Origin of the sequence: Serratia sp. Je.1.23.a (assembly GCF_051129805.1) — a bacterium.
Lineage (GTDB): Bacteria > Pseudomonadota > Gammaproteobacteria > Enterobacterales > Enterobacteriaceae > Serratia > Serratia liquefaciens.
This window is the reverse complement of sequence record NZ_JBCPSR010000003.1, coordinates 578178-601872: the sequence shown is the minus strand read 5'-3', so window position 1 is coordinate 601872 and position 23695 is coordinate 578178. Positions and strand designations below refer to the sequence as shown.

20 protein-coding genes are annotated in these 23695 nt (G+C 57.3%); 17 read left to right on the top strand and 3 right to left on the bottom strand.

The genetic code is table 11. From position 1 onward, the window contains the following. Nucleotides 1-655: 655 nt before the first annotated feature. From AAZT04_RS15055 to AAZT04_RS15015, 9 genes are all read left to right on the top strand, one after another. A complete protein-coding gene (locus AAZT04_RS15055) occupies nucleotides 656-1579 on the top strand; it encodes a LysR substrate-binding domain-containing protein (protein WP_020828183.1) in 924 nt (307 codons plus the stop codon). Nucleotides 1580-1695: 116 nt separating this feature from the next. Continuing rightward, nucleotides 1696-3159, top strand: coding sequence for a gamma-aminobutyraldehyde dehydrogenase (locus tag AAZT04_RS15050; RefSeq protein WP_020828182.1), 1464 nt, complete (start codon nucleotides 1696-1698; stop codon nucleotides 3157-3159). Between the two features lie 248 nt (nucleotides 3160-3407). Next, nucleotides 3408-4562 carry a putative ABC transporter substrate-binding protein YdcS gene (gene ydcS, locus AAZT04_RS15045; RefSeq protein WP_129941368.1) on the top strand — a complete coding sequence of 385 codons (1155 nt, stop codon included), beginning with the start codon at nucleotides 3408-3410 and terminating at the stop codon, nucleotides 4560-4562. A 54-nt stretch (nucleotides 4563-4616) separates the two neighbouring features. Then, entirely contained in the window at nucleotides 4617-5645 is a 1029-nt protein-coding gene (locus tag AAZT04_RS15040; protein WP_129941369.1) for an ABC transporter ATP-binding protein, read from the top strand. A 1-nt stretch (nucleotide 5646) separates the two neighbouring features. Next, nucleotides 5647-6591 (top strand): ABC transporter permease, encoded by a 945-nt coding sequence (locus AAZT04_RS15035; RefSeq protein WP_046372894.1) that lies wholly within the window; start codon nucleotides 5647-5649, stop codon nucleotides 6589-6591. Next, nucleotides 6581-7387: an ABC transporter permease gene (locus AAZT04_RS15030; protein ID WP_128865093.1), complete on the top strand. Its 807-nt coding sequence runs from the start codon at nucleotides 6581-6583 to the stop codon at nucleotides 7385-7387. Before AAZT04_RS15035 ends, AAZT04_RS15030 begins: the two co-directional genes overlap by 11 nt. A 172-nt stretch (nucleotides 7388-7559) precedes the next feature. Then, entirely contained in the window at nucleotides 7560-8984 is a 1425-nt protein-coding gene (gene patD / locus AAZT04_RS15025) for an aminobutyraldehyde dehydrogenase (RefSeq protein WP_261139690.1), read from the top strand. Nucleotides 8985-9070: 86 nt separating this feature from the next. After that, nucleotides 9071-10981 carry an NAD(P)-binding protein gene (locus AAZT04_RS15020; RefSeq protein WP_046372897.1) on the top strand — a complete coding sequence of 637 codons (1911 nt, stop codon included), beginning with the start codon at nucleotides 9071-9073 and terminating at the stop codon, nucleotides 10979-10981. Then, a complete protein-coding gene (locus AAZT04_RS15015) occupies nucleotides 10978-12165 on the top strand; it encodes a cytochrome c (RefSeq protein WP_048762722.1) in 1188 nt (395 codons plus the stop codon). The genes AAZT04_RS15020 and AAZT04_RS15015 overlap by 4 nt, the downstream gene beginning before the upstream one ends. A 163-nt stretch (nucleotides 12166-12328) precedes the next feature. Here AAZT04_RS15015 and hmpA read toward each other — a convergent pair whose 3' ends face one another. Next, entirely contained in the window at nucleotides 12329-13519 is a 1191-nt protein-coding gene (gene hmpA / locus AAZT04_RS15010; protein ID WP_020828174.1) for an NO-inducible flavohemoprotein, read from the bottom strand. A 373-nt stretch (nucleotides 13520-13892) separates the two neighbouring features. On the opposite strand from hmpA, the gene glyA reads away from it, so the two are divergent. Further along, on the top strand, nucleotides 13893-15146 hold the full coding sequence (gene glyA, locus AAZT04_RS15005) for a serine hydroxymethyltransferase (RefSeq protein WP_020828173.1): 1254 nt from the start codon (nucleotides 13893-13895) through the stop codon (nucleotides 15144-15146). 155 nt (nucleotides 15147-15301) lie between these two features. Next, a complete protein-coding gene (locus AAZT04_RS15000; RefSeq protein ID WP_020828172.1) occupies nucleotides 15302-16453 on the top strand; it encodes a 3-phenylpropionate MFS transporter in 1152 nt (383 codons plus the stop codon). Here AAZT04_RS15000 and csiE read toward each other — a convergent pair. Further along, entirely contained in the window at nucleotides 16450-17715 is a 1266-nt protein-coding gene (gene csiE / locus AAZT04_RS14995) for a stationary phase inducible protein CsiE (RefSeq protein ID WP_130016679.1), read from the bottom strand. The genes AAZT04_RS15000 and csiE overlap by 4 nt on opposite strands. Before the next feature lie 144 nt (nucleotides 17716-17859). Here csiE and AAZT04_RS14990 point away from each other — a divergent pair, with 144 nt between their 5' ends. Together AAZT04_RS14990 and AAZT04_RS14985 are read left to right on the top strand one after the other, a co-directional pair. Then, the gene (locus AAZT04_RS14990; protein WP_020828170.1) at nucleotides 17860-18528 is read left to right on the top strand and encodes a DUF1007 family protein; all 669 of its coding nucleotides are present in this window, start codon (nucleotides 17860-17862) and stop codon (nucleotides 18526-18528) included. After that, on the top strand, nucleotides 18519-19541 hold the full coding sequence (locus AAZT04_RS14985) for a nickel/cobalt transporter (RefSeq protein ID WP_128865089.1): 1023 nt from the start codon (nucleotides 18519-18521) through the stop codon (nucleotides 19539-19541). The genes AAZT04_RS14990 and AAZT04_RS14985 overlap by 10 nt, the downstream gene beginning before the upstream one ends. Before the next feature lie 67 nt (nucleotides 19542-19608). On the opposite strand, the gene suhB is transcribed toward AAZT04_RS14985, so the two are convergent. Further along, complete coding sequence (gene suhB, locus AAZT04_RS14980) at nucleotides 19609-20412, bottom strand: inositol-1-monophosphatase (protein WP_020828168.1); 804 nt, start codon at nucleotides 20410-20412, stop codon at nucleotides 19609-19611. Between the two features lie 119 nt (nucleotides 20413-20531). Here suhB and trmJ point away from each other — a divergent pair, with 119 nt between their 5' ends. The 4 genes from trmJ (at nucleotide 20532) to iscU (ending at nucleotide 23637) form a co-directional block, all read left to right on the top strand. Continuing rightward, the gene (trmJ, locus tag AAZT04_RS14975; protein ID WP_020828167.1) at nucleotides 20532-21266 is read left to right on the top strand and encodes a tRNA (cytosine(32)/uridine(32)-2'-O)-methyltransferase TrmJ; all 735 of its coding nucleotides are present in this window, start codon (nucleotides 20532-20534) and stop codon (nucleotides 21264-21266) included. A gap of 195 nt (nucleotides 21267-21461) precedes the next feature. Beyond that, a complete protein-coding gene (iscR, locus tag AAZT04_RS14970) occupies nucleotides 21462-21956 on the top strand; it encodes a Fe-S cluster assembly transcriptional regulator IscR (protein ID WP_020828166.1) in 495 nt (164 codons plus the stop codon). 55 nt (nucleotides 21957-22011) lie between these two features. Further along, nucleotides 22012-23226, top strand: coding sequence for an IscS subfamily cysteine desulfurase (locus AAZT04_RS14965; RefSeq protein WP_020828165.1), 1215 nt, complete (start codon nucleotides 22012-22014; stop codon nucleotides 23224-23226). Between the two features lie 24 nt (nucleotides 23227-23250). After that, nucleotides 23251-23637 (top strand): Fe-S cluster assembly scaffold IscU, encoded by a 387-nt coding sequence (gene iscU, locus AAZT04_RS14960; protein ID WP_020828164.1) that lies wholly within the window; start codon nucleotides 23251-23253, stop codon nucleotides 23635-23637. Nucleotides 23638-23695 lie beyond the last annotated feature (58 nt).

Genomic DNA, 23695 nt, shown 5'->3' with positions numbered 1-23695 from the left:
GAGCACCGCCAGCTTGAGCTTGGGCTGTGCTCGGCCTCCTCGTGTACTGCGTGTACACTCCGGGGCACTGCGCGCAGGCCGCACCCAATCTGGCTGGCGCTCGCTACGCCCTTGATTCCCGAGTCTGTGATCCTCTACCGAGCACCGCCAGCTTGAGCTTGGGCTGTGCTCGGCCTCCTCGGGTACTGCGTGTACACTCCGGGGCCCTGCGCGCAGGCCGCACCCAATCTGGCTGGCGCTCGCTACGCCCTTGATTCACGAGTCTGTGATCCTCTACCGAGCACCGCCAGCTTGAGCTTGGGCTGTGCTCGGCCTCCTCGTGTACTGCGTGTACACTCCGGGGCACTGCGCGCAGGCCGCACCCAATCTGGCTGGCGCTCGCTACGCCCCAAATCTCCTTCAGCCTCTCCGCTGTTCTGATTGTTTTCATCATTAGCATTCTAAAAAAGCGAAGGCTATCGCGTTTTTGATACTTTTCCCGATCGCTTTACGCGCGGCGTCTACACTCAACTCAACTATTTTGATTAAGGCGATCCCCAATGAATTTCAAGTTGCGGCTAGGCGGCAAGGGCGTGCATCCCCAGGAGCTTACTCAAGTAAGTGACTGGGGTAAGCGCACGCAGACAACAACGCAGCGGCTTGAAAGGCGATGGGGATGATGACGCTGCGCCAAATCCGCCATTTTATCGCGGTGGCCGAAACCGGCTCGATCTCTGCCGCCGCCCAGGCGGTGTTTGTTTCCCAGTCTTCGCTGACGCTGGCTATCCAGCAGTTGGAAACCGACATCGGCGTACGTCTGTTTGAGCGTCACGCCAAGGGCATGAACCTGACGCATCAGGGTCACCAGTTTCTGCGCCAGTCATATCTGATCCTTGCCACGGTGGATAACGCCAAGCGCAGCCTGCAACTGGGAACCGAAAGCCTGACCGGCAAGCTGACCATCGGCGTGACCAGCCTGGTAGCGGGCTACTTTTTGGTCGAGCTGCTTAAGCGCTTTAAATCGGCATACCCCAACGTCACCATTCAGGTGATTGAAGACGAGCGGCCCTATATTGAGCACTTGCTGGTCAGTGGGGAAATCGATATCGGCGTGCTGATCCTGTCGAACATCGAAGACCGCGATGCGCTGCAAAGCGAAGTCCTGATGCATTCACCTTATCGCCTGTGGTTACCGCCGCTGCATCCACTGCTGGATCATGAAAGCATCAGCCTGGCGGATGTGGCGAAGCTGCCGCTGATCCAGCTTAATGCCGACGAAATGGACGTGCATGCGCGGCGTATCTGGGCGCGCGCAGGCTTAAAACCGGAAATAGCCATGAAAACCGCTTCAACCGAGGCGGTACGCAGCCTGGTGGCGGCGGGAATGGGCGTTTCTATCTTGCCGGACATGGCCTACCGCGCCTGGTCTCTGGAAGGCAATATGATTGAGGCGCGCAAGCTGGCGGATCTGCTGGAACCGTTGGATATCGGTTTGGCATGGCGGCGCGGCAGTGCGCGGCCGGAGCTGGTTACGCCATTTCTCACTATTGCGCGTGAAAACGGCAATATGCACGCGGCTGGGCTGAAGCATTCGATTTAATCGAACGCGTCGTTCAGTATTTAGAATTTGTTGGCTGCCTGATGCTCGCTTAGTCTGATTAAAACTAACTTATTTCACATTTAGTTAACGTTTTTGTCACTCAGAGGCGATACGCAATGGCAGATGTGCACCTCCTTTCAGGTTTATCCTGTCAGCAATTTATTAACGGTCAATCGGTCGAAGGCGAAGGCCAGCAAGAGTGCATCGTTAATCCGGCGAATGGCGAGACGCTGGTCTCGATCACCGAAGCCTCATCTGTCCAGGTCGGCAACGCAGTGAAAGCGGCGCAACAGGCGTTCGCTTCCTGGTCGCGGACTACCCCCGCCTACCGCGCGGCTATTCTGTTGCGTATTGCCGATGCCATCGAGCGTCAGGCCGAGCGCCTGGCCGGTCTGGAGGCGCTCAACTGCGGCAAACCGCTGCATCAGGCGCTTAATGACGACCTGCCGGCGGCCATCGACGTCTTTCGCTTCTTTGCCGGCGCGGTGCGCACCCAGCAGGGGCAGTTGGCCGGGGAATATATCGAAGGGCACACTTCAATGATCCGCCGTGACCCGATCGGCGTGGTGGCCTCTATTGCGCCCTGGAATTACCCGTTGATGATGGCGGCGTGGAAAATTGCGCCAGCGCTGGCCGCGGGCAACACCGTGGTATTCAAACCTTCCGAACACACCCCTCTGACCATTTTGGCGCTGGTGCCCGCGTTACAGGAGATCCTGCCGCCGGGGGTGCTGAATATCGTCTACGGCGGCGGGGAAGGGGTCGGCAGCCATTTGGTCGGCCACCCGCAGGTACGGCTGGTTTCGGTCACCGGCGATATCGTTACCGGGCAGAAAATTCTGCAGGCGGCGGCGAAAAGCGTCAAACGCACGCACCTGGAGTTGGGGGGCAAGGCACCGGTGATTGTCTGCGATGACGCCGATTTGGACGAGGTGGTCAACAGCATTCGCACCTATGGCTACTACAACGCCGGGCAAGACTGCACCGCGGCCTGCCGTATCTACGCGCAGGCGGGGATCTATCCGAAGCTGGTGGATGCGTTGGGCGAGGCGGTTGCCAGCCTGCGCTTTGCCCGCAAACGCGATGAGGATAACGAAATCGGTCCGCTGATCAGCAGTCGCCAGCGCGATCGCGTCGCCAGCTTTGTCGAACGTGCGCTCAGCCAGCCACACATTGAATTGATCACCGGCGCCGCCGCGCATTCCGGCCCGGGTTTCTATTACCAGCCCACGCTGCTTGCCGGCTGTCTGCAAAGCGATGAAATCGTCCAGCGGGAGGTGTTTGGCCCGGTGGTGAGCATCACCCGCTTTGAACATCTGGAGCAGGCGGTCAACTGGGCAAACGATTCCGAATACGGCCTGGCCTCATCGGTCTGGACGCAGAATATCGATCGGGCGCTGCATATCGCCGCCCATCTGCAATACGGCAGTACCTGGATCAACACCCATTTCACCCTGGCGAGTGAAATGCCGCACGGGGGCCTGAAACGCTCCGGCTACGGCAAAGATCTTTCCAGCGATTCACTGCAGGACTACAGCGTTGTCAGGCATGTGATGGCGAAATTTAAAGCCAGCTTCTAAAGGCAGCATACCCGTCGCCTTTCAAGCTGCAGCGATGTTACCTGCACTCATCCCCAGTTGCTTACTCAAGTAAGCGCCTGGGGATGAGTGAGCTGGTCGCCTGGCTGTGCTGTACAGGGATGTACAAATGCCGCGAGCGCATGGACGCGCTAAAGCGGCCAACTTGAAATTCATAGGGTAAATAAAATGAGACTAGGGCGGCAGCCGTTCCCTGCCGCACACAGATAGGCCACACAGGGGTAATTACGATGGGAAAAACTACCGCAGTCACCACCACAGTTTCCGCGCTCTGTTTCACCGTACTTTGCGGTTTGGCCCAGGCGGCCGATCTGCCGCAGGCGCTCGGCAAGGGCGAAGGGCGACTGGATATCATTGCCTGGCCCGGTTACATCGAACGCGGTCAGTCCGATAAAAACTACGACTGGGTCAGCCAGTTTGAAAAGCAAACCAGCTGCGCGGTGAATGTGAAAACCGCCGCCACTTCCGACGAAATGGTCAGCCTGATGGCCAAAGGAGGCTACGACCTGGTCACCGCTTCCGGCGACGCCTCGCTGCGGCTGATTTTCGGCAAGCGGGTGCAGCCGATCAATACCGCGTTGATCCCTAACTGGAAAAACATCGACCCGCGCCTGTTAAACGGTGCCTGGTACACCCTGGACGGCAAAACCTATGGCACGCCCTATCAGTGGGGCCCGAACCTGCTGATGTATAACACCAAAACCTTCCCGACACCGCCGGACAGCTGGGCAGTAGTGTTCCAGCAGCAGAACCTGCCGGATGGCAAAACCAACCAGGGCCGGGTTCAGGCCTACGATGGGCCAATCTATATCGCCGATGCGGCGTTGTTCCTGAAGGCCACGCAACCGCAGCTTGGCATCAGCGATCCGTATCAGCTTAACGAAGAGCAGTATCAGGCGGCGTTGAAGCTGTTGCGTACCCAGCATGCACTGATCCACCGCTACTGGCATGACACCTCGGTACAAATGAGCGATTTCAAAAACGAAGGCGTGGTCGCCTCCAGCGCCTGGCCGTATCAGTCCAATGCCCTGAAAGGGGAAGGCCAGCCGATCGGTACGGTATTCCCGAAAGAGGGGGTGACCGGTTGGGCCGACACCACCATGCTGCACGCCGATGCCAAACACCCGAACTGCGCCTATCTGTGGATGAACTGGTCGCTGGAACCGAAAGTGCAGGGCGACGTTGCCGCCTGGTTCGGTTCTGTTCCGGCGTCACCGGCGGGTTGCAAGGCCAGCACGCTGCTGGGTGATAAAGGTTGCGAGACCAACGGTTTCAACCAGTTCGACAAGATTGCCTTCTGGAAAACGCCACAGGCGCAGGGCGGAAAATTCGTGCCCTACAGCCGCTGGACTCAGGATTACATCGCCATCATGGGCGGTCGGTAACCCGTGCGGGCGTAGTTCGCTACGCCCGATTAACGTCAATCAGGAGCGCAGATCATGACCATTGCCGTGCAATTTATCGATGTTTCGCGAAGCTTCGGCGAGGTTCGCGCCGTGGACCGGGTTTCAATCGAGATACAAGACGGGGAATTCTTCTCCATGCTCGGGCCTTCCGGCTCGGGGAAAACCACCTGCCTGCGGTTGATCGCCGGTTTCGAACAGCTCACTGCCGGCTCGATTCGTATTCACGGGCAGGAGGCCGCCAATTTGCCGCCGTATCAGCGCGACGTGAATACCGTCTTCCAGGATTACGCGCTGTTCCCACACATGTCGGTGCTGGAAAACGTCGCTTACGGGCTGATGGTTAAAGGCGTCGCCAAGCGTGAACGCCTGGCCCGTGCGCAGGAAGCGCTGGACAGCGTGGCGTTGGGGTTTGTAGCCGAGCGCAAACCGGCGCACCTTTCCGGCGGCCAGCGGCAGCGTGTCGCCCTGGCTCGCGCACTGGTCAATCGGCCGCGGGTGCTGCTGTTGGATGAACCGCTCGGCGCGCTGGATCTCAAGCTGCGCGAGCAGATGCAGGGGGAGTTGAAAAAGCTGCAGCGCCAGCTCGGCATCACCTTTATTTTCGTCACCCACGATCAGAGCGAAGCGTTGTCGATGTCCGACCGGGTAGCGGTGTTCAACAATGGCCGTATTGAACAGGTGGACGCGCCGCGCGAACTCTACATGCGACCGAAGACGCCGTTTGTCGCCGAGTTTGTCGGCACCTCTAACGTGGTGCGCAGCGATTTGGCGCAGCGGCTGTTGGGCCAGGCCGCCACCTTCTCGATCCGTCCCGAGCATATTCGGTTCGCGGATCAGGCCGGCGCAGCGCAGGGGGAAATTCAGGTGCAGGGTACGCTGCAGGAGATCCATTACCAGGGGGCGGCGACGCGCTACGAAATTGCGTTGAACAGCGGTGAAAAACTGCTGGTCAGCCAGGCGAATCCTCAATGGCTCGCCGACGGGCAGCCGCATCTGATCGGCCAACCGGTCACCGCCTGCTGGTCACGTGAGGCGATGGTGCCATTGCTGGAGGCGAGGTGAAATGGAGATGAGCATCGATTATCCCGCGCCGCGCCGCGGAACCTTGCGCACCCTGTCGACCTACCTCTATCGCCGGCCGACGCTGTACCTGCTGCTGTTACTGGTGCCGCCGCTGCTGTGGTTTGGCGCGGTCTACCTCGGCTCATTGCTGACGCTGCTGTGGCAGGGTTTTTACACCTTCGACGACTTCACCATGACGGTGACGCCGGATCTGACCTTCGATAACCTGCGGGCGCTGTTCAATCCGGCCAATTACGACATCATTCTGCGCACGCTGACGATGGCGATACTGGTGTCCCTGGCCAGCGCGGTGCTGGCGTTTCCCATTGCCTATTACATGGCACGCTACACCAGCGGCCGCACCAAGGCGTTTTTCTACATCGCGGTGATGATGCCGATGTGGGCCAGCTATATCGTCAAGGCCTACGCCTGGACGCTGCTGTTGGCGAAGGATGGCGTAGCGCAATGGTTCCTGCAGCATCTCGGGCTGGAGCCGTTGCTGGCGGCGATCCTGACCGTACCGGGTGTCGGCGGTAACACGCTATCCACCTCCGGGTTAGGCCGTTTTCTGGTGTTTGTTTATATCTGGCTGCCGTTCATGATCCTGCCGATCCAGGCGGCACTGGAACGCCTGCCCCCTTCGCTGCTGCATGCTTCGGCGGATCTGGGCGCACGCCCTGCGCAGACCTTTCGCTACGTGATCCTGCCTTTGGCGGTGCCGGGGATCGCCGCCGGATCAATCTTCACCTTCTCGCTGACGCTGGGGGACTTTATCGTGCCGCAGCTGGTGGGGCCGCCGGGCTACTTTATCGGCAGCATGGTGTACGCCCAGCAAGGGGCGATCGGCAATATGCCGATGGCTGCGGCCTTTACTCTGGTGCCGATCGTGCTGATCGCGATTTATCTTTCCATTGTGAAACGTCTGGGGGCTTTCGATGCACTCTGAACGCGCGCCGTTAGGGCTAAAACTGGCCGCCTGGGGCGGACTGATTTTCCTGCATTTCCCGTTGGCGATTATCGCCATCTACGCCTTCAACACCGAGGATGCGGCTTTCAGCTTCCCGCCGCAGGGGTTTACGCTGCATTGGTTCAGCGTTGCCGCCGGGCGCCAGGACATTATCGATGCGATGCTGCTGTCCGCACAGATTGCCGCGCTGGCCACCGTCGTGGCGCTGGTGCTGGGCACGCTGGCGGCAGCGGCTCTCTACCGGCGTGACTTCTTCGGCAAAGACAGCATTTCGTTGCTGCTGCTGTTGCCGATCGCGCTGCCGGGCATTGTCACCGGTCTGGCACTGCTGGCGGCGTTTAAGGCGCTGAATATCGAACCTGGGGTGCTGACCATCGTTATTGGCCATGCCACCTTCTGCGTGGTGATCGTGTTCAACAACGTGATTGCCCGTTTCCGCCGAACCTCCTACAGCCTGATCGAGGCCTCTATGGATCTCGGTGCCGACGGCTGGCAAACCTTCCGCTACGTGATATTGCCCAACCTTGGCTCGGCGCTGCTGGCTGGGGGCATGCTGGCGTTCGCGTTGTCGTTTGATGAAATCATTGTCACCACCTTCACCGCCGGCCATGAGCGCACGCTGCCGCTGTGGTTGCTGAACCAGCTCGGTCGCCCACGTGACGTGCCGATCACCAACGTGGTGGCGCTGTCGGTGATGCTGCTGACCATGATCCCGATTTTGGGGGCCTATTACCTGACCAAAGGTGGCGAAAGCGTCGCCGGCAGCGGCAAATAGCTTTCCCCTTCGTCTTTCAAGCTGCAGCGTTGTTGGCTGCGAGCGTAAACCCCAGTCACTTATTTTGTATAAGCTCCGGGGGATTTACGCTCTTGCCGCCTAGCTGCAACTTGAAATCCATTGGGGAAAGGGATCATGTCGCTAAAAATAAATAACTGAGGGGTTCGTCTATATGCAAAGCCAATTGTTGATTAACGGCCAACTGGTTGCCGGCCAGGGGGCATTGTTGCCGGTGTATAACCCGGCGACCGGAGAGGTGGTGGTGCAGGTGGCTGAAGCCAGTGCGGAGCAGGTCGATCAGGCTGTGTTGGCAGCCGACGCCGCGTTTGTCGAATGGGGCCAGACCACACCGAAGGAGCGTGCCGAGCACCTGTTGAAGCTGGCGGACCTGATCGACCACCATGCGGAAACCTTTGCCCGTCTGGAGTCGCTTAACTGCGGCAAACCTTACCACTGCGTATTGAACGATGAGTTGCCGGCGGTGGCGGATGTGTTCCGCTTCTTCGCCGGTGCCAGCCGTTGCCTGAGTGGGCTGGCGGCCGGTGAATACCTGGCCGGGCACACGTCGATGATCCGCCGCGATGCGTTGGGGGTGGTCGCTTCAATCGCTCCCTGGAACTACCCGCTGATGATGGCGGCGTGGAAGCTGGCTCCGGCATTGGCGGCAGGTAACTGCGTGGTGCTCAAGCCTTCGGAACAAACCCCGCTGACCACCTTCAAGCTGGCAGAGCTGGCCGCCGATGTGTTCCCTGCGGGCGTATTCAACGTGCTGTTTGGCCGCGGCGCCAGCGTCGGTGACCGACTGACCGGCCATGACAAGGTGCGCATGGTGTCGCTGACCGGCTCAATCGCTACCGGTGAACACATCATTGCCCATACCGCACCCGGCATTAAACGTACCCATATGGAACTGGGCGGCAAGGCGCCGGTACTGGTGTTCGACGACGCCGATCTGCAACAGGTGGTGGACGGCATTCGCAGCTTTGGTTTCTACAACGCTGGCCAGGATTGCACCGCCGCCTGCCGGATTTACGCCCAGAAAGGCATTTACCCGCAGTTGGTAAAGGCCTTGGGTGAGGCTATCGGCAGCCTGAAGATAGGCCCGCCGGAAGATCCAGCCAGCGAGCTGGGCCCGTTGATCACCGCTCAGCATCTGGAGCGGGTGGTGGGTTTTGTCGAGCGAGCCAAGGCGCTGCCGCACGTGCAGGTGGTAACCGGCGGTGCGCGAGTCAACGGCCCCGGCTACTATTTCCAGCCAACGCTGCTGGCCGGTGCGCGTCAGGAAGATGAGATTGTGCAGCGTGAAGTGTTCGGGCCGGTGGTAACCGTCACGGAGTTCGAGGATGAGGCGCAGGTATTGGCCTGGGCCAACGAGTCACAGTATGGCCTGGCGTCGTCGTTGTGGACCCGGGATGTCGGTCGGGCACACCGTCTAAGCGCTCGTCTGCAGTATGGCTGCACCTGGGTGAATACCCATTTCATGCTGGTGAGCGAGATGCCGCACGGTGGCCAGAAGCTGTCCGGCTACGGCAAGGATATGTCGATGTATGGCCTGGAAGACTACACTGCGATTCGCCATGTGATGTTCAAACATTGATTTTACAGTATTTATCCGCAAAATAACGCGGCCTTCAGACCGGCCCCGCCGGTCTGATGATAATAAAAACTGAAAGGAAGCCAATTATGGGTATCACCAGACGCGATTTTCTTAATGGGGTGGCGATCACCATCGCTGCCGGGCTGACGCCGATGCAGATCCTGCGGGCATCGCCGCAAACCGCCAATCAAACCCTCTACTATCCGCCGACGCTGACCGGACTGCGGGGCAATCACCCCGGTTCCTTTGAACATGCGCACCAATTGGGGCGTGACGGCCGAGCCTTCGATTTTGCCGCCGTACCGGCGACGGAAGAGTTTGATCTGGTGGTGGTCGGTGCCGGGATCAGCGGGCTGGCGGCAGCTTGTTTCTGGCAGCAAATGAAGGGGACGCAGCAGCGTATTTTGCTGATCGACAACCATGATGATTTTGGTGGCCATGCCAAACGCAATGAGTTCAGCAGTGAGAACGGGACCATCCTCGGCTATGGCGGCAGCGAGTCGCTGCAGTCGCCGCGTTCCAACTTTAGCCCGGTAGCGATGGGGCTGCTGAAAAAACTGGGTGTCAGCATCGACAACCTGGAAAAGGCTTTCGACACCACTTTTTACCCCAATCTGAACCTGAGCCGCGGTGTCTATTTCGACCGTAAGAACTTTGGCGTCGACAAAGTGGTGAGCGGCGATCCCGGGCGTATGGTGGCGGACGATATTCCGCATGACCGACTCAACGGCCGTTCCTATGAGGCTTTTATCGGCGATTTCCCGCTGCCGGAAAGCGACCGTCAGGCGCTGATTGCACTGCATACGGTGGACAAGGACTACCTGCCGGAAATGAGCCAGGAGCAGAAAAGCGAATGGCTCGACAAGCACAGCTATACCGAATTCCTGCGTGAAAAGGTGGGGCTGAGCGAAATGGCTATCCGCTATTTCCAGCAAACTACCAGTGATTTCCAGGCGGTGGGCATTGACGCGACTTCATGCAGCGACGCCCGTATTTGTGACCTGCCGGGCCTGAACGGTATGAACCTGCCGCCGCTGGACGAAGAGTCGCAGGCGGATCTCGACGATCCTTACGTGTTCCACTTCCCGGACGGCAACGCTACCCTGACGCGTCTGATGGTACGCCATCTGATCCCGGCGGTTTCACCGGGCGGCAAAGACATGAATGACATCGTTCTCGCCAGGTTCGATTACAGCCAGCTAGACCGGGCCGATTCGCCGGTAAAACTGCGATTGAACAGCACCGGATTGCACGCGGCTAACGTCGGTGACAAGGTCGAAGTGACCTATATGACCGGCGAGAAAATGACCAAGGTGCGCGCCGGGCAGGTGGTGATGGCCGGGTACAACATGATGATCCCGTACCTGGTACCGGAAATGTCGGCCGAACAGCAAGAGGCGCTGAAGCAGAACGTGAAGTCACCGCTGGTGTACAGCAAAGTGGTGATCCGCAACTGGCAGCCGTTTATCAAACTGGGCGTACATGAAGTTTACTCCCCAACCGCCCCTTATTGCCGCGTGAAACTGGATTATCCAGTGAGTATGGGCGGCTATCAGCACCCGCGCGATCCCAACCAGCCCATTGGCCTGCATATGGTATACGTGCCGACGTTGGCGGGCAGCGGACTCAGCCCGCGCGAACAGTCACGTAAAGGCCGTGCCCTGCTGTTGGGCACACCGTTTGAAGTGCATGAGCAGATGATCCGCGAACAATTGCAGGGCATGCTGGGGTCGGCCGGGTTCGATCACCAGCGTGATATTGAAGCCATTACCGTCAACCGCTGGTCGCACGGTTACTCCTATTTCCTCAACGGCTTGTTTGACGACGAGGATGAAGCGAAGAAAATCATTGAGACGGCGCGCCAGCCGATCGGCAAAATCGTGATTGCCAACTCGGATTCAGACTGGAGCCCGTACGCCAACTCGGCGATCGACCAGGCATGGCGTGCGGTCAATGAGCTGGCCTATGGCAAGGTTGCCGCGAAGGAGGGAGCATGAGAATGCGTTCACTGTATTTGCTGACCTTACTGGTGGCGGGCGGTTCGGCCCAGGCGATGTCGGCCGGGGAATACGTGGCCAAGGCCGGTGACTGTACCGCCTGCCATACCTCGCCAGGCGGCGCATTGTTTGCTGGCGGCATGAAGTTCCCGACGCCGCTGGGCAATATCTACGCCACCAATATCACGCCGGACAAACAGCAGGGCATCGGCGCTTATTCTTTTGACGAGTTTGACCGCGCCATGCGTCAGGGGATCGCCAAAGACGGCCACCGGCTTTACCCGGCGATGCCTTATACCTCTTACGCCAAAATGAATGCGGAAGATATGCGCGCGCTGTATGACTACCTGATGAACGAAGTGCCGGCGCAGAATACCGCCAACCGCGCCAGTGACATCAGTTGGCCGTTGTCGATGCGCTGGCCGTTGGCGGTATGGAATCAGCTGTTCCATGACGATACGCCTTACCAGCCTGACCACAACCAGAGCGCAGAGTGGAATCGCGGCGCCTATTTGGTTCAGGGGGCGGGGCACTGCGGCAGTTGCCATACGCCGCGTGGCTGGGCGATGCAGGAAAAAGGGTTGGACAGCAAAGAGCCGGCCTTCCTGAGTGGTGCCGAGCTGGACGGTTGGTACGCTTCCGGGTTACGCGGAATGAAGCAGGACGAAGTGGTTGCCCTGTTGAAAACCGGGCGCAGCCAACATGCCGCGGTTTCCGGGCCGATGAGCGAAGTGGTGAGTCACAGTACGCAGTATCTTACCGACGGCGATCTGAACGCTATTGCCACCTATTTGCACAGCCTGGCGGCGGAGCAACCCGCGGCGCAGAAAGTGATGCCGCTGGCCGCCAACCATCAGCAGGCGGGGCAGCGCAGCTATGCGATGTACTGTTCAACCTGTCATGGCAATAAGGGCGAGGGCAGCGACAACACCATTCCTGCGCTGGCGGGCAACACGACGGTGACGGCGGAAAATCCGATCACTGCGCTACGCGTGGTGCTGGAAGGTGCACACACGCCAATCACCCAGCACGCCACCGCGATCGCCATGCCGGGCTACGCCTGGACGTTGAACGACCAGCAGGCAGCCGATCTGATGAGCTATCTAAGAGGCAGTTGGGGGAATCAGGCGGCACCGGTGACGGCGCAGCAGGTGCAGGAGACACGCAAGCTGGCGGAGAAATAATCATACCCGTCATACTTGAAGCTGCCTCTTTGTTGGCTGCCTGCGCTTACCCGAGTCACGTACTTATTGTACATTTCTGGGGATGCTCTTAGTTGCCGCCGAGATGCAACGCCAATTATTTAACGTATAGGGCGCGGTTGTGGATGAACTGCGCCCTTTTCAATTACATCACCTTGTGTGGGCCGAAGCATTCGTAGTGGATACGATCGGCGCTGACGCCCATCTCCAGCAACTGTTTGCCCACGTGTTGCATAAACGGCACCGGTCCGCAGAAGTAGTAATGCATCTGCGGGGTGCTGAGCGTTTCGCGCAGGGCGCTGAGATCCATCAGGCCACGGCTCTGGTAGTCTCGGCCTTCCACATCATTAGCATTCGGTTGGTTGTACCACACGTGGCGGCTCAGGTTTGGCATGCGCCCGGCGATGTCCGCCACTTCATCGGCAAAGGCGTGAACGCTGCCATTTTCCGCCGCGTGCAGCCAGTGCACGTCCGCCTGATGCTGGTTATCGTGCAGGGTATTGAGCATGCCGAGCATAGGCGTTTGGCCAACGCCGGCGGAGATCAACGCCACCGGAGTATCCGGCTTGGCTTCGAGGAAGAAATCCCCGTGCGGTGGAGCAAGGTAAATTACGTCGCCCTCTTTGGCCTGCTGATGCAGAAAATTCGAAACCTTACCCTGATCTTCACGTTTCACCGCAATGCGATAGTATTCGCCGTTCGGTGAGGTGGTCAGCGAGTATTGGCGAATCTCCTGATTCTCCATGCTGTCGTGCTTGATATAGACCGCCAGGTATTGCCCCGGTTTGAAGTCGATCACCCGGCCACCGTCAACCGGCGCCAGCACGAAGCTGCAAATCACCTCGCTCTGCGGCTGTTTTTTGACGATGCGGAAAGCGCGCAGATCGCGCCAGCCACCGTCGGCGCTTTCGCTGGCCTGATAAATCTGGCCTTCACGCTGGATAAATACGTCCGCCAGTACGCCATAGGCTTTGCCCCAGGCGTCTAGCACTTCCTGACCCGGGCTGAACATTTCGTCCAGGGTCGCCAGTAAATGGCCACCGACAATCTGATATTGATCCGGCTGAATATTCAGGCTGGTGTGCTTCTGGGCAATACGTTCTACCGCCGGCAGCAGCGCCGCCAGATTTTCGATATTCGCGGCATAGGCGCAGATCGCATCGAACAGCGCCTGACGCTGATCGCCATTGCGCTGATTGTTCATATTGAACACGTCTTTGAGCTCGGGATTGTGCTCGAACATACGATCGTAGAAATGTGCGGTCAGCTTCGGCCCGGTAGCGGCCAGCAGGGGAATAGTAGATTTTACGGTGGCGATGGTTTGGCTATCCAGCATGGCAGCGCTCCTTGGTCGATCATTATTGGAATAATGTAATGATGCATTTTAAATGCATCTTTAAGTTTAAGCGCATCCTAACGGTTTCTGTGGTGGCTGTAAATACCCCTGTTTTTGTTGCGGGGTCGGCGAGCGGCGATCCCGCTCACAGAACATGAAAAAACCGCATTCCCAGCATGAGTAAAAGTCCGTTGCCGAATGGGGAGATTTATCGGATCAAAGCCTTGCCGCGCCTAATGCCAATCGTTTGCGTAAAAACCTCTGTCAAGGCCTATCCTCGGTGGGGGGAAACAGTTTACACTGTGCCCCAGAACCCAAACGGGTAGTTATTTGGTGATTTTTTAGTTAGCCGATTTAAGTCAGGAGAAGCCGGATGTTAAAGCGTGAAATGAACATTGCTGATTACGATGCCGAACTGTGGCGTGCAATGGAGCAAGAAGTGGTGCGTCAGGAAGAGCACATTGAGCTGATTGCGTCTGAGAACTACACCAGCCCGCGCGTAATGCAGGCTCAGGGTTCCCAGCTGACCAACAAATACGCTGAAGGTTATCCGGGCAAGCGTTATTACGGCGGCTGCGAATACGTGGATATCGTTGAGCAACTGGCTATCGACCGTGCCAAAGAGCTGTTCGGTGCCGATTACGCCAACGTACAGCCGCACTCCGGCTCCCAGGCTAACTTTGCCGTTTACACCGCGCTGCTGCAGCCGGGCGACACCATTTTGGGGATGAACTTGGCGCACGGTGGCCACCTGACCCACGGTTCTCCGGTTAACCTGTCCGGCAAACTGTATAACGTGGTGCCTTACGGTATCGACGATAAAGGTCAAATCGATTACGAAGATCTGGCCAAGCAGGCGCAAACTCACAAGCCAAAAATGATCATCGGCGGCTTCTCTGCCTTCTCCGGTATCGTTGACTGGGCAAAAATGCGTGAAATCGCCGACAGCATCGGCGCTTACCTGTTCGTTGATATGGCGCACGTTGCGGGCCTGATCGCCGCCGGCGTTTATCCGAACCCGGTTCCACACGCTCACATCGTGACCACCACCACCCACAAAACCCTGGCGGGTCCGCGCGGCGGCCTGATCCTGGCGAAAGGCGGTGATGAAGATCTGTACAAGAAGCTGAACTCCGCCGTGTTCCCGGGCGGCCAGGGCGGCCCGCTGATGCACGTGATTGCCGGTAAAGCGGTAGCGCTGAAAGAAGCGATGGAGCCTGAGTTCAAGATCTACCAGCAGCAAGTGGCCGATAACGCCAAAGCGATGGTGGAAGTGTTCCTGGAGCGCGGCTACAAAGTGGTTTCCGGTGGCACCCATAACCACCTGTTCCTGTTGGATCTGGTTGACAAGAACCTGACCGGTAAAGAAGCTGACGCCGCCCTGGGCCGCGCCAACATCACCGTGAACAAAAACAGCGTGCCAAACGATCCTAAGAGCCCGTTCGTCACCTCAGGTGTGCGTATCGGTACTCCGGCTGTAACGCGTCGCGGCTTCAAAGAAGCGGAAGTGCGTGAGCTGGCCGGTTGGATCTGCGACGTGTTGGACAACATCAATGATGAGGCCACCATCGAACGCACCAAGAAGAAAGTGTTGGATATCTGCGCCCGCCTGCCGGTTTACGCTTAATTCCGCTTTCTGTTTAAAAACCCGCTTCGGCGGGTTTTTTTATGCCCGTGGCAGGCAAACTGTGAACTGCTTAGCAGTCTATGGCCTCGCACCTGAATGTACATTGCTAGCCAGTGTGAGCTCTGTCAAAGTATTGCCTTCACACCGGAGGGATCATGGTACTGCAATCAACGCGTTGGCTCGCTCTCAGTTATTTCACCTACTTCTTTTCTTACGGCATTTTCTTACCCTTTTGGGGCGTTTGGTTAAAAGGCGAGGGGATACCCCCTGAAACCATCGGTATTCTGCTCGGTGCCGGGTTGGTTGCGCGTTTCCTCGGAAGTTTGCTGATTGCTCCCCGGGTTAAGGATCCCTCTCATTTGGTGACGGCTTTGCGGCTGCTGGCATTGCTGACGCTGGCTTTTGCCATCGGGTTTTGTTTCGGTAACGGCTGGGGCTGGCTGATGTTGGTGATTGCCGGTTTCAACCTGTTCTTTTCGCCGCTGGTGCCGCTGACCGACGCACTGGCTGCGACCTGGCAAAAACAGATCACCATGGATTACGGCCGGGTCAGACTGTGGGGCTCGCTGGCGTTTGTCATCGGTTCGGCGCTGACCGGACAGATGGTTTCCGTCTGGGGGCATAACGCGATCCTTTACAGCCTGATCATCAGTATTTTGGCGATGCTGTTGGGCATGATGCTGAAACCGAGCGTGATGCCACAGGGAGAGGCGCGCAGCCACAGCGAAGCCGACCGTTCATTGTGGGAGATGTTAAAAGAGGGGCCGGTCTGGCGCTTCCTGCTGTGCGTTACCTTGTTGCAGGGCGCACATGCCGGCTATTACAGCTTCGGCTCGATCTATTGGCAGGAAGCGGGGTATTCGGCTTCGACCATTGGCTACCTGTGGTCGTTGGGTGTGGTAGCGGAAGTGATCATTTTCGCTAGCAGTAATTTCCTGTTCCGTCGCTGGAATGCCCGTAACCTGCTGCTGCTTTCCGCCTGCTGTGGCGTACTGCGCTGGGGCCTGATGGCGTCCAGTACCGAACTGGGGTGGTTGCTGGTGATCCAAATTCTGCATTGCGGCACTTTCACCGTTTGCCATCTGGCGGCCATGCGTTTTATCGCCGCGCGCAAGGGGCCGGAAGTGATCCGGTTGCAGGCGGTCTACTCGGCGCTGGCGATGGGCGGCGGCATTGCGATTATGACGGTGATTGCCGGTTTCCTGTTCGAACATCTGCAGGGCGGGGTGTTCTGGGTGATGGCAGCGGTGGCTCTGCCAGCGATGTTTATTCGCCCGCCGGCGGTGGCAGTCAGTGGCAGCCGTTAAGAGGTTTCCAGCAGCGCACGGATGGCTTTGCGCTGCTGGCGTTCCAGCGGTAATTCGGTGTAAATCAGCGGTGGCTCCGACTCGGTGTGTTCTGCGGCATAAGGGGTAATCACCAGCGTGATGCCCTGCGGCGCGCCAGAGCGCAGATAATCGCGTAGCGGCAAATATTTGATGTTCAACGGCAGCAGCGTTAATTCGCGGATTTGATACTCCACTTGCTCTTCCAACTGCGGGTTGTCCAGCGTCAGCAGCAGCACCTGCTTTTCCTGCAGCGCATTGCCCTGCATCAGCCAGGCGCCAAAACTGATGGCGACCAAGCCCGCCTCCTCACTGGAAAAATGAATATCGTACTCCTGCTCCAGCGGCGCCAGTGCCTCCTGAGCGGTACGCATCAGGCGTGGATACTTACGTTCGACCTCTTCCAGCAGTTGGTTATCGATGCCAATCTCAAAGCGACAGCGCTCCACCGCCGGCGCCAGATGAGCAAATAACTGGCTAATCAAATCCTCTTCACTGCTGAAGGTCATGCCGGAGATCTGTTGGAAGCGATCGACCATGTTTTTTATCGCCGCCATCAGCCGCAGATCTTCCGCTGAGTCGTTGCTGTGGTAACTGTGGTTTTTCAACATGGTGAACGTCAATACCAAAAAGTCACTTTCGCTGGCCACGGGCGGCAGGGTAAAGAGCTGATTTAACGAATGATGCAGCAAAGCGGCCGCCTGGTATTCCGGTTTCTGATGCAGCCAGTCGTACTGAGCGGGGGTGAAAACAGGGTGTCGTTGGCGCTGGTTTTCCCAGACACAAAAGCGCAGGTAGTGCTGCAGAAACTGACGATCGCGTCGATCAAAACTGCGGTTGAGCAACGCTTCGCATTCGCCGATGCACTGATCCAACTCTGGCGTCAGCTCTGCACCTCGTCCCAGCGCCTGCTGTAACCACTGGGAAAAGTGACGTTCGACAAACTCCGGGCTACAGCGCAGGGCTCGTCGCAGCCAGTGGATCAGGCAGAGGCGTTGGTTGAGCGCGCTGCCTCTGATCCGGTAGCCTTCGTCGGGATTGCCGTCAATTTCCAGGTGATGGAAACGCTGGATTTCACTGGCAACCTCGGCTATATCTTGCCGGGTGATGAGGGGGGCGACGCCATTAATTTGGCTGATAGTCTCCAGTTGTACTGCGGGCACCGGCGCGTACAGCATCAATAACAGATGGCAGCGTCGCTGTTGACCGGAGAGCTCAGGCACGGGGGAAGTGTCCAGGCTCATATCACCTTCTGGCGGGTAACGATTAAATTATGAATAAGCATAGCAAAAGGCGATGCGCGGCGCGGCGACGGTACCCGGTTTTACTTCAGCTTACAACTTTCGTCACAATTATTGGCTGTAATGGCGACGGTTTAAGGTTGGTTGATGTTACTTTATAACAATAATGAGTATCGTTTGATGATGAAGTTACGATTTATTCTGGCCGGTTTTTTGACGCTTTTCAGCGCCGGTGCTGTCGCTCACCCACACAGCTTTATTGATATGAACACCACTTTCGTGGCTAAGGATCAACAGCTGGTTGGCTTGAAAATGGTTTGGGTTATGGATGAAATTACCTCGGCGGATCTGCTGTACGATGCGGAAAACGCCAAAGACGACTCGGAAGTGTGGAAGAAGTTGGCGGCGCAGGTGATGGCCAACGTGCTTGGCCAACACTATTTCACCGACATGTATCGTGACGGCAAACGAGTGAAGTACCTGAACCTGCCGACTGAATATCACCTGTCGCGTCAGGGGCATCAGGCGGTGCTGGAGTTTGTGTTGCCGCTGGCCGAGCCGCAGCCGCTGGCGGGCAAGCCGTTTGAAATCGCCACCTACGATCCCACCTACTTTGTCGATATGACCTATAAAGATAAAACGGCGCTGCATTTGCCGCCGGAAATGGCCGCCCAATGCAAGTTCAAGCTGATGACGCCAAAACCGAACTCCTCCTTGCAGGCTTATGCGTTATCCCTCGATAAGAACGATTCACCCGGTGAAGATATGGAGCTGGGGCAACAGTTTGCGCAGAAGGTCAGCCTGCAATGTCAGTAAATCTCAGCCAGCCCGCCACGCGTAAACGGCACTGGGTCTTCAGCCTGTGGCCGCTGTTGCTGTTTGCGCTGCTGCTGGCACTGGGTGCCCGGTTGGCGTGGCACTATTGGCCGCAGTTGCTGTTGCAAAGCGTGGTGTGGCAAAAAGGTTTGCATCTGCAGATGGCCGGTCTGTTGCAGCAGGTCAAAGCGGCACCGCAGCAAGCCGGATTGGCCTTGATGCTGTTCAGCCTGAGCTATGGGGTGTTGCATGCGCTCGGCCCCGGTCACGGCAAGGTAGTGATTGCCACCTATCTGGCTACCCACCCGGCGCGGCTGAAAAGCAGCCTGAAACTGACCTTTGCTGCCTCGTTGGTGCAGGGGCTGGTGGCTATCGCCCTGGTAACGCTGATGTTGGTGGTGCTGCAACTGTCATCACGGCAGTTGCATCAGAGCAGTTTCTGGTTGGAGAAGGGCAGTTTTGTTCTGGTGATGTTGCTCGGGGTGCTGCTCACTTGGCGCGCGTTGAAGCGTTTGTATCACGCGGTGAAAACCCTGCGTCCGCAACCGGCGCTGCGAATCAACAGCCTGCAACCTCTGCCGGCGGATCACGTTCACAGCGAGCATTGTGGCTGTGGTCACCGCCATTTGCCGAGTGATACAGAGCTGCAGGCCGGCAGCGATTGGCGTACACAGACTGCCATCGTACTGGCGATGGGTATGCGGCCCTGCTCGGGGGCGATTCTGGTATTGCTGTTTTCCAAAGTGATTGGCGTTTTCGCCTGGGGAGTTATTTCGGCACTGGCGATGGCGCTCGGCACTTCACTGACTATCTCGTTATTAGCCTTGCTGGTGCATTACAGCCGCCGATTGGCGGTGCGACTTAGCCGTTCACGTGCGCCTGCCGCCTGGAGTGCGGTGGCCTGGGGTTCGCTGGCGCTGGCCGGCGGTTTGATCTTGCTGTTTGCCGGGCTGTTGTTATACGCCAGTGCCCAGCCGGAATTCGGCGGCGGCATTCGGCCTTTCTCCCGCTAGCAGGCATAAAAAAAGCGCTGCAGTGATTGCAGCGCTTTTTCTTTATTCATTCACTTCCACTTCACGATTAACGCTTCAGCGCTTCGCTCAGTTCATCACGCATGGTAGAAAGCATGGCTTTCACAACGCGTGGGTTACCGGCTACCACGTTGCCGGAGCTGAAGTGGTTGTGGCCGCCAACGAAGTCGGTCACCAGGCCGCCAGATTCGCGCACCAGCAGTTCACCCGCGGCGAAATCCCATGGCTTCAGGCCAATTTCGAAGAAACCGTCCACGCGACCGGCAGCCACGTAGGCCAGATCCAGTGCGGCAGAACCGGTACGACGGAAGTCGGCACATTGGGTAAACAGCTTGCCAACCACGTTGATGTATGGCGTTGCGTGCTGCTTAACTTTGAACGGGAAGCCGGTTGCCAGGATGGTGCCATCCAGGTCTTTGGCGTTGGTGCCGCGCAGACGGTAGCCGTTGAGCTGTGCGCCCTGACCACGGGTAGCGGTGAACAGTTCGTTACGCATTGGATCGTAAACCACAGCGACTTCGGTACGGCCTTTAATGCGTACAGCGATAGAGACTGAGAAGTGTGGGAAACGTTTGATGAAGTTTGATGTGCCATCCAGTGGATCGATCACCCATTGTACGTCTTTATCTTCGCCGACCAATTCGCCGCGTTCTTCGGTAACAATAGTATGTTGCGGATAGGACTTGCGAATGACTTCGATGATCAGATGCTCTGCATCGCGATCGACGTTAGTGACAAAGTCATTGGTCCCTTTTTGACTCGCTTCTACAGCGTCTGGGGTTTCGTAGTTTTTGGCAATCAGGTTACCGGCCTTGCGCGCAGCGCGCACGGCGATCGTCAGCATCGGATGCATGGGTATCTTCCAACTAGGATGTTAAAGAACAGGAAACGGCGCGAAGTATAGCAGGTGTTCGGTAAAATGCCTACGGCTGTGTTAAGATGCTGTGATTTTCCGCTACGCTCAGAGTTTGTATGCTGCATAACATCCGCATTGTTCTGGTAGAAACCTCTCATACCGGCAACATGGGCTCGACCGCCAGAGCCATGAAAACCATGGGGCTAACCAACCTTTATCTGGTTAACCCGCTGATAAAACCCGATTCTCAGGCGATCGCCCTGGCCGCTGGCGCCAGCGACGTGATCGGCAACGCCACTATTGTTGACACTTTGGACGACGCCATTGCCGGCTGTAGCCTGGTGGTGGGTACCAGCGCGCGTTCACGCACTTTGCCGTGGCCGATGCTGGAACCCCGTGAATGCGGCGTACGCGCGGTGCACGAAGGTGAGCATGCGCCGGTGGCGTTGGTCTTCGGCCGTGAACGTGTCGGCCTGACCAATGACGAACTGCAAAAGTGTCATTATCACGTCGCCATTCCTGCCAACCCGGATTACAGCTCGCTGAATCTGGCGATGGCGGTGCAGATCCTGGCCTATGAAGTGCGCGTGGCTTACCTCGATCGTCAACAGGCGGGCGTGCCGCCGTTGGAAGAGACGCCGTATCCGCTGGTCGATGACCTCGAACGTTTCTATCAGCATCTGGAACAAACGCTGCAAAATAGCGGCTTCATTCGTCCGTCCCATCCGGGGCAGGTGATGAGTCGTTTACGCCGTTTATTCACCCGCGCGCGGCCGGAAGCTCAAGAGCTGAATATTCTGCGCGGCATGCTGACGTCGATAGAGAAACAGGACAAACAGCAAGGTCATTAATTTTGGGGCTGCGTAACGGTTAACGGTAATAGCATTAGTTATCCAAGGGTTATAACATGTATTTTATATGCATTTTGCATGGCTAAGTACAAAATGTGCTAATACTTGAGTAAATTACTAGGTTAAATAGTTGACTGATTTACTCGGGAATGTCAGACTTTCGGCCATGTTTGACCAACAGGTAACCACTTAGCTATGAGACTGACATCTAAAGGCCGTTATGCCGTAACCGCTATGCTTGACGTGGCATTGCACTCCCAGGAAGGGCCAGTCCCTCTGGCGGATATTTCTGAGCGCCAAGGTATCTCGCTCTCTTATCTGGAACAATTATTCTCCCGTCTGCGTAAAAATGGCCTGGTGGCCAGCGTACGCGGACCGGGCGGTGGTTATCTGCTGGGCAAAGACGCGGGTGAGATTGCCGTTGGTGCAGTTATCACTGCCGTCGATGAATCGGTAGATGCAACCCGTTGCCAGGGTAAAGAAGGCTGTCAGGGTGGCGATCGCTGCCTGACCCATACCCTGTGGCGCGATCTGAGTGAGCGCATCAGCGGGTTCCTGAACAACATTACGCTGGCTGAACTGGTGAACAACCAGGAAGTGCTGGTGGTGGCGGACCGTCAAAACAACGATACCCGTCGCACGGCCAACGGTCGTCCGCAAGAAACTATCAACGTTAATCTGCGCGCATAAGCAGCTGGCGATACTTTTTTTAGTTTTTGGAAGTGATGTACGGAGCACAAGAGCAATGAAATTACCGATTTATCTGGATTACTCAGCAACGACGCCGGTTGATCCGCGCGTCGCTGAGAAAATGATGCAGTTTTTGACTCTGGACGGGACTTTCGGTAACCCGGCTTCCCGTTCCCACCGTTTCGGGTGGCAGGCGGAAGAAGCGGTAGATATCGCCCGTAACCAAATTGCTGAACTGGTTGGCGCTGACCCGCGCGAAATCGTGTTCACTTCCGGAGCAACCGAATCCGACAACCTGGCGATTAAAGGCGCTGCCAATTTCTATCAAAAGAAAGGCAAGCACATCATCACCAGCAAAACCGAACACAAAGCCGTGCTGGACACCTGTCGCCAGCTCGAGCGTGAAGGCTTTGAAGTGACCTACCTGGCACCGCAAAGCAACGGTATCATCAGCCTGCAAGCCCTCGAAGCCGCGATGCGCGATGACACCATTCTGGTTTCGATCATGCACGTGAACAACGAAATCGGCGTGGTGCAGGATATCGAAGCGATCGGCGAAATGTGCCGCGCACGCGGTATCATCTACCACGTTGATGCGACCCAGAGCGTGGGCAAACTGCCTATCGACCTGAGCAAGCTGAAAGTCGATCTGATGTCCTTCTCCGGCCACAAGATTTATGGCCCGAAAGGTATCGGTGCGCTGTACGTGCGTCGTAAACCGCGTATCCGTATCGAAGCCCAGATCCACGGCGGCGGTCATGAGCGCGGTATGCGTTCAGGTACGTTGCCAGTGCATCAGATCGCCGGTATGGGTGAAGCCTACCGTATCGCCAAAGAAGAAATGCCGACCGAAATGGCGCGCCTGCGTACGCTGCGTGACCGCCTGTGGAACGGCGTGAAAGATATGGAAGAAGTGTATCTGAACGGCGATCTGGAACACGGCGTTCCTAACATTCTGAATGTCAGCTTCAACTATGTTGAAGGTGAGTCGCTGATCATGGCGCTGAAAGACCTTGCCGTCTCTTCAGGCTCCGCCTGTACCTCCGCTAGCCTTGAGCCATCTTACGTGCTGCGCGCGTTGGGTATGACCGACGAGTTGGCGCATAGCTCGATCCGTTTCTCCCTGGGGCGTTTCACCACGGAAGAAGAGATCGATTACACCATTCAACTGGTGCGTAAATCCATTGGCCGTCTGCGCGACCTGTCTCCACTGTGGGATATGTTCAAGCAGGGCGTGGATATCAACAGCATCGAATGGGCACATCATTAATTCTCAGGATTCAGGAGCAAGGTCATGGCTTACAGCGAAAAAGTAATCGATCACTATGAAAACCCGCGTAACGTGGGTTCTTTCGACAACGAAGATCCTAGCGTCGGTAGCGGTATGGTTGGCGCACCGGCTTGTGGCGACGTCATGAAGCTGCAGATCAAGGTCAACAATGAAGGCATCATTGAAGACGCGCGTTTTAAAACGTACGGCTGCGGCTCCGCCATTGCTTCCAGCTCGCTGGTGACCGAATGGATGAAAGGCAAATCTCTTGATCAGGCCGAAGCGATTAAAAACACCCAAATCGCCGAAGAACTGGAATTACCGCCGGTAAAAATTCACTGCTCTATCCTGGCGGAAGACGCCATTAAAGCAGCGATTGCCGACTACAAGAGCAAACATAACGCCAAGTAATTCTTGTGTAGGGGCGCTGTATGCCGCGCCCGCATTGATTGGGGCGAATATATTCGCC

Bases quoted from the DNA above. Each gene is read 5' to 3' on its own strand.
- AAZT04_RS15055 (WP_020828183.1), top strand. From the start codon at position 656: ATGATGACGCTGCGCCAAATCCGCCATTTTATCGCGGTGGCCGAAACC.
- AAZT04_RS15050 (WP_020828182.1), top strand. From the start codon at position 1,696: ATGGCAGATGTGCACCTCCTTTCAGGTTTATCCTGTCAGCAATTTATT.
- ydcS (WP_129941368.1), top strand. From the start codon at position 3,408: ATGGGAAAAACTACCGCAGTCACCACCACAGTTTCCGCGCTCTGTTTC.
- AAZT04_RS15040 (WP_129941369.1), top strand. From the start codon at position 4,617: ATGACCATTGCCGTGCAATTTATCGATGTTTCGCGAAGCTTCGGCGAG.
- AAZT04_RS15035 (WP_046372894.1), top strand. From the start codon at position 5,647: ATGGAGATGAGCATCGATTATCCCGCGCCGCGCCGCGGAACCTTGCGC.
- AAZT04_RS15030 (WP_128865093.1), top strand. From the start codon at position 6,581: ATGCACTCTGAACGCGCGCCGTTAGGGCTAAAACTGGCCGCCTGGGGC.
- patD (WP_261139690.1), top strand. From the start codon at position 7,560: ATGCAAAGCCAATTGTTGATTAACGGCCAACTGGTTGCCGGCCAGGGG.
- AAZT04_RS15020 (WP_046372897.1), top strand. From the start codon at position 9,071: ATGGGTATCACCAGACGCGATTTTCTTAATGGGGTGGCGATCACCATC.
- AAZT04_RS15015 (WP_048762722.1), top strand. From the start codon at position 10,978: ATGAGAATGCGTTCACTGTATTTGCTGACCTTACTGGTGGCGGGCGGT.
- hmpA (WP_020828174.1), bottom strand. From the start codon at position 13,519: ATGCTGGATAGCCAAACCATCGCCACCGTAAAATCTACTATTCCCCTG.
- glyA (WP_020828173.1), top strand. From the start codon at position 13,893: ATGTTAAAGCGTGAAATGAACATTGCTGATTACGATGCCGAACTGTGG.
- AAZT04_RS15000 (WP_020828172.1), top strand. From the start codon at position 15,302: ATGGTACTGCAATCAACGCGTTGGCTCGCTCTCAGTTATTTCACCTAC.
- csiE (WP_130016679.1), bottom strand. From the start codon at position 17,715: ATGAGCCTGGACACTTCCCCCGTGCCTGAGCTCTCCGGTCAACAGCGA.
- AAZT04_RS14990 (WP_020828170.1), top strand. From the start codon at position 17,860: ATGTTACTTTATAACAATAATGAGTATCGTTTGATGATGAAGTTACGA.
- AAZT04_RS14985 (WP_128865089.1), top strand. From the start codon at position 18,519: ATGTCAGTAAATCTCAGCCAGCCCGCCACGCGTAAACGGCACTGGGTC.
- suhB (WP_020828168.1), bottom strand. From the start codon at position 20,412: ATGCATCCGATGCTGACGATCGCCGTGCGCGCTGCGCGCAAGGCCGGT.
- trmJ (WP_020828167.1), top strand. From the start codon at position 20,532: ATGCTGCATAACATCCGCATTGTTCTGGTAGAAACCTCTCATACCGGC.
- iscR (WP_020828166.1), top strand. From the start codon at position 21,462: ATGAGACTGACATCTAAAGGCCGTTATGCCGTAACCGCTATGCTTGAC.
- AAZT04_RS14965 (WP_020828165.1), top strand. From the start codon at position 22,012: ATGAAATTACCGATTTATCTGGATTACTCAGCAACGACGCCGGTTGAT.
- iscU (WP_020828164.1), top strand. From the start codon at position 23,251: ATGGCTTACAGCGAAAAAGTAATCGATCACTATGAAAACCCGCGTAAC.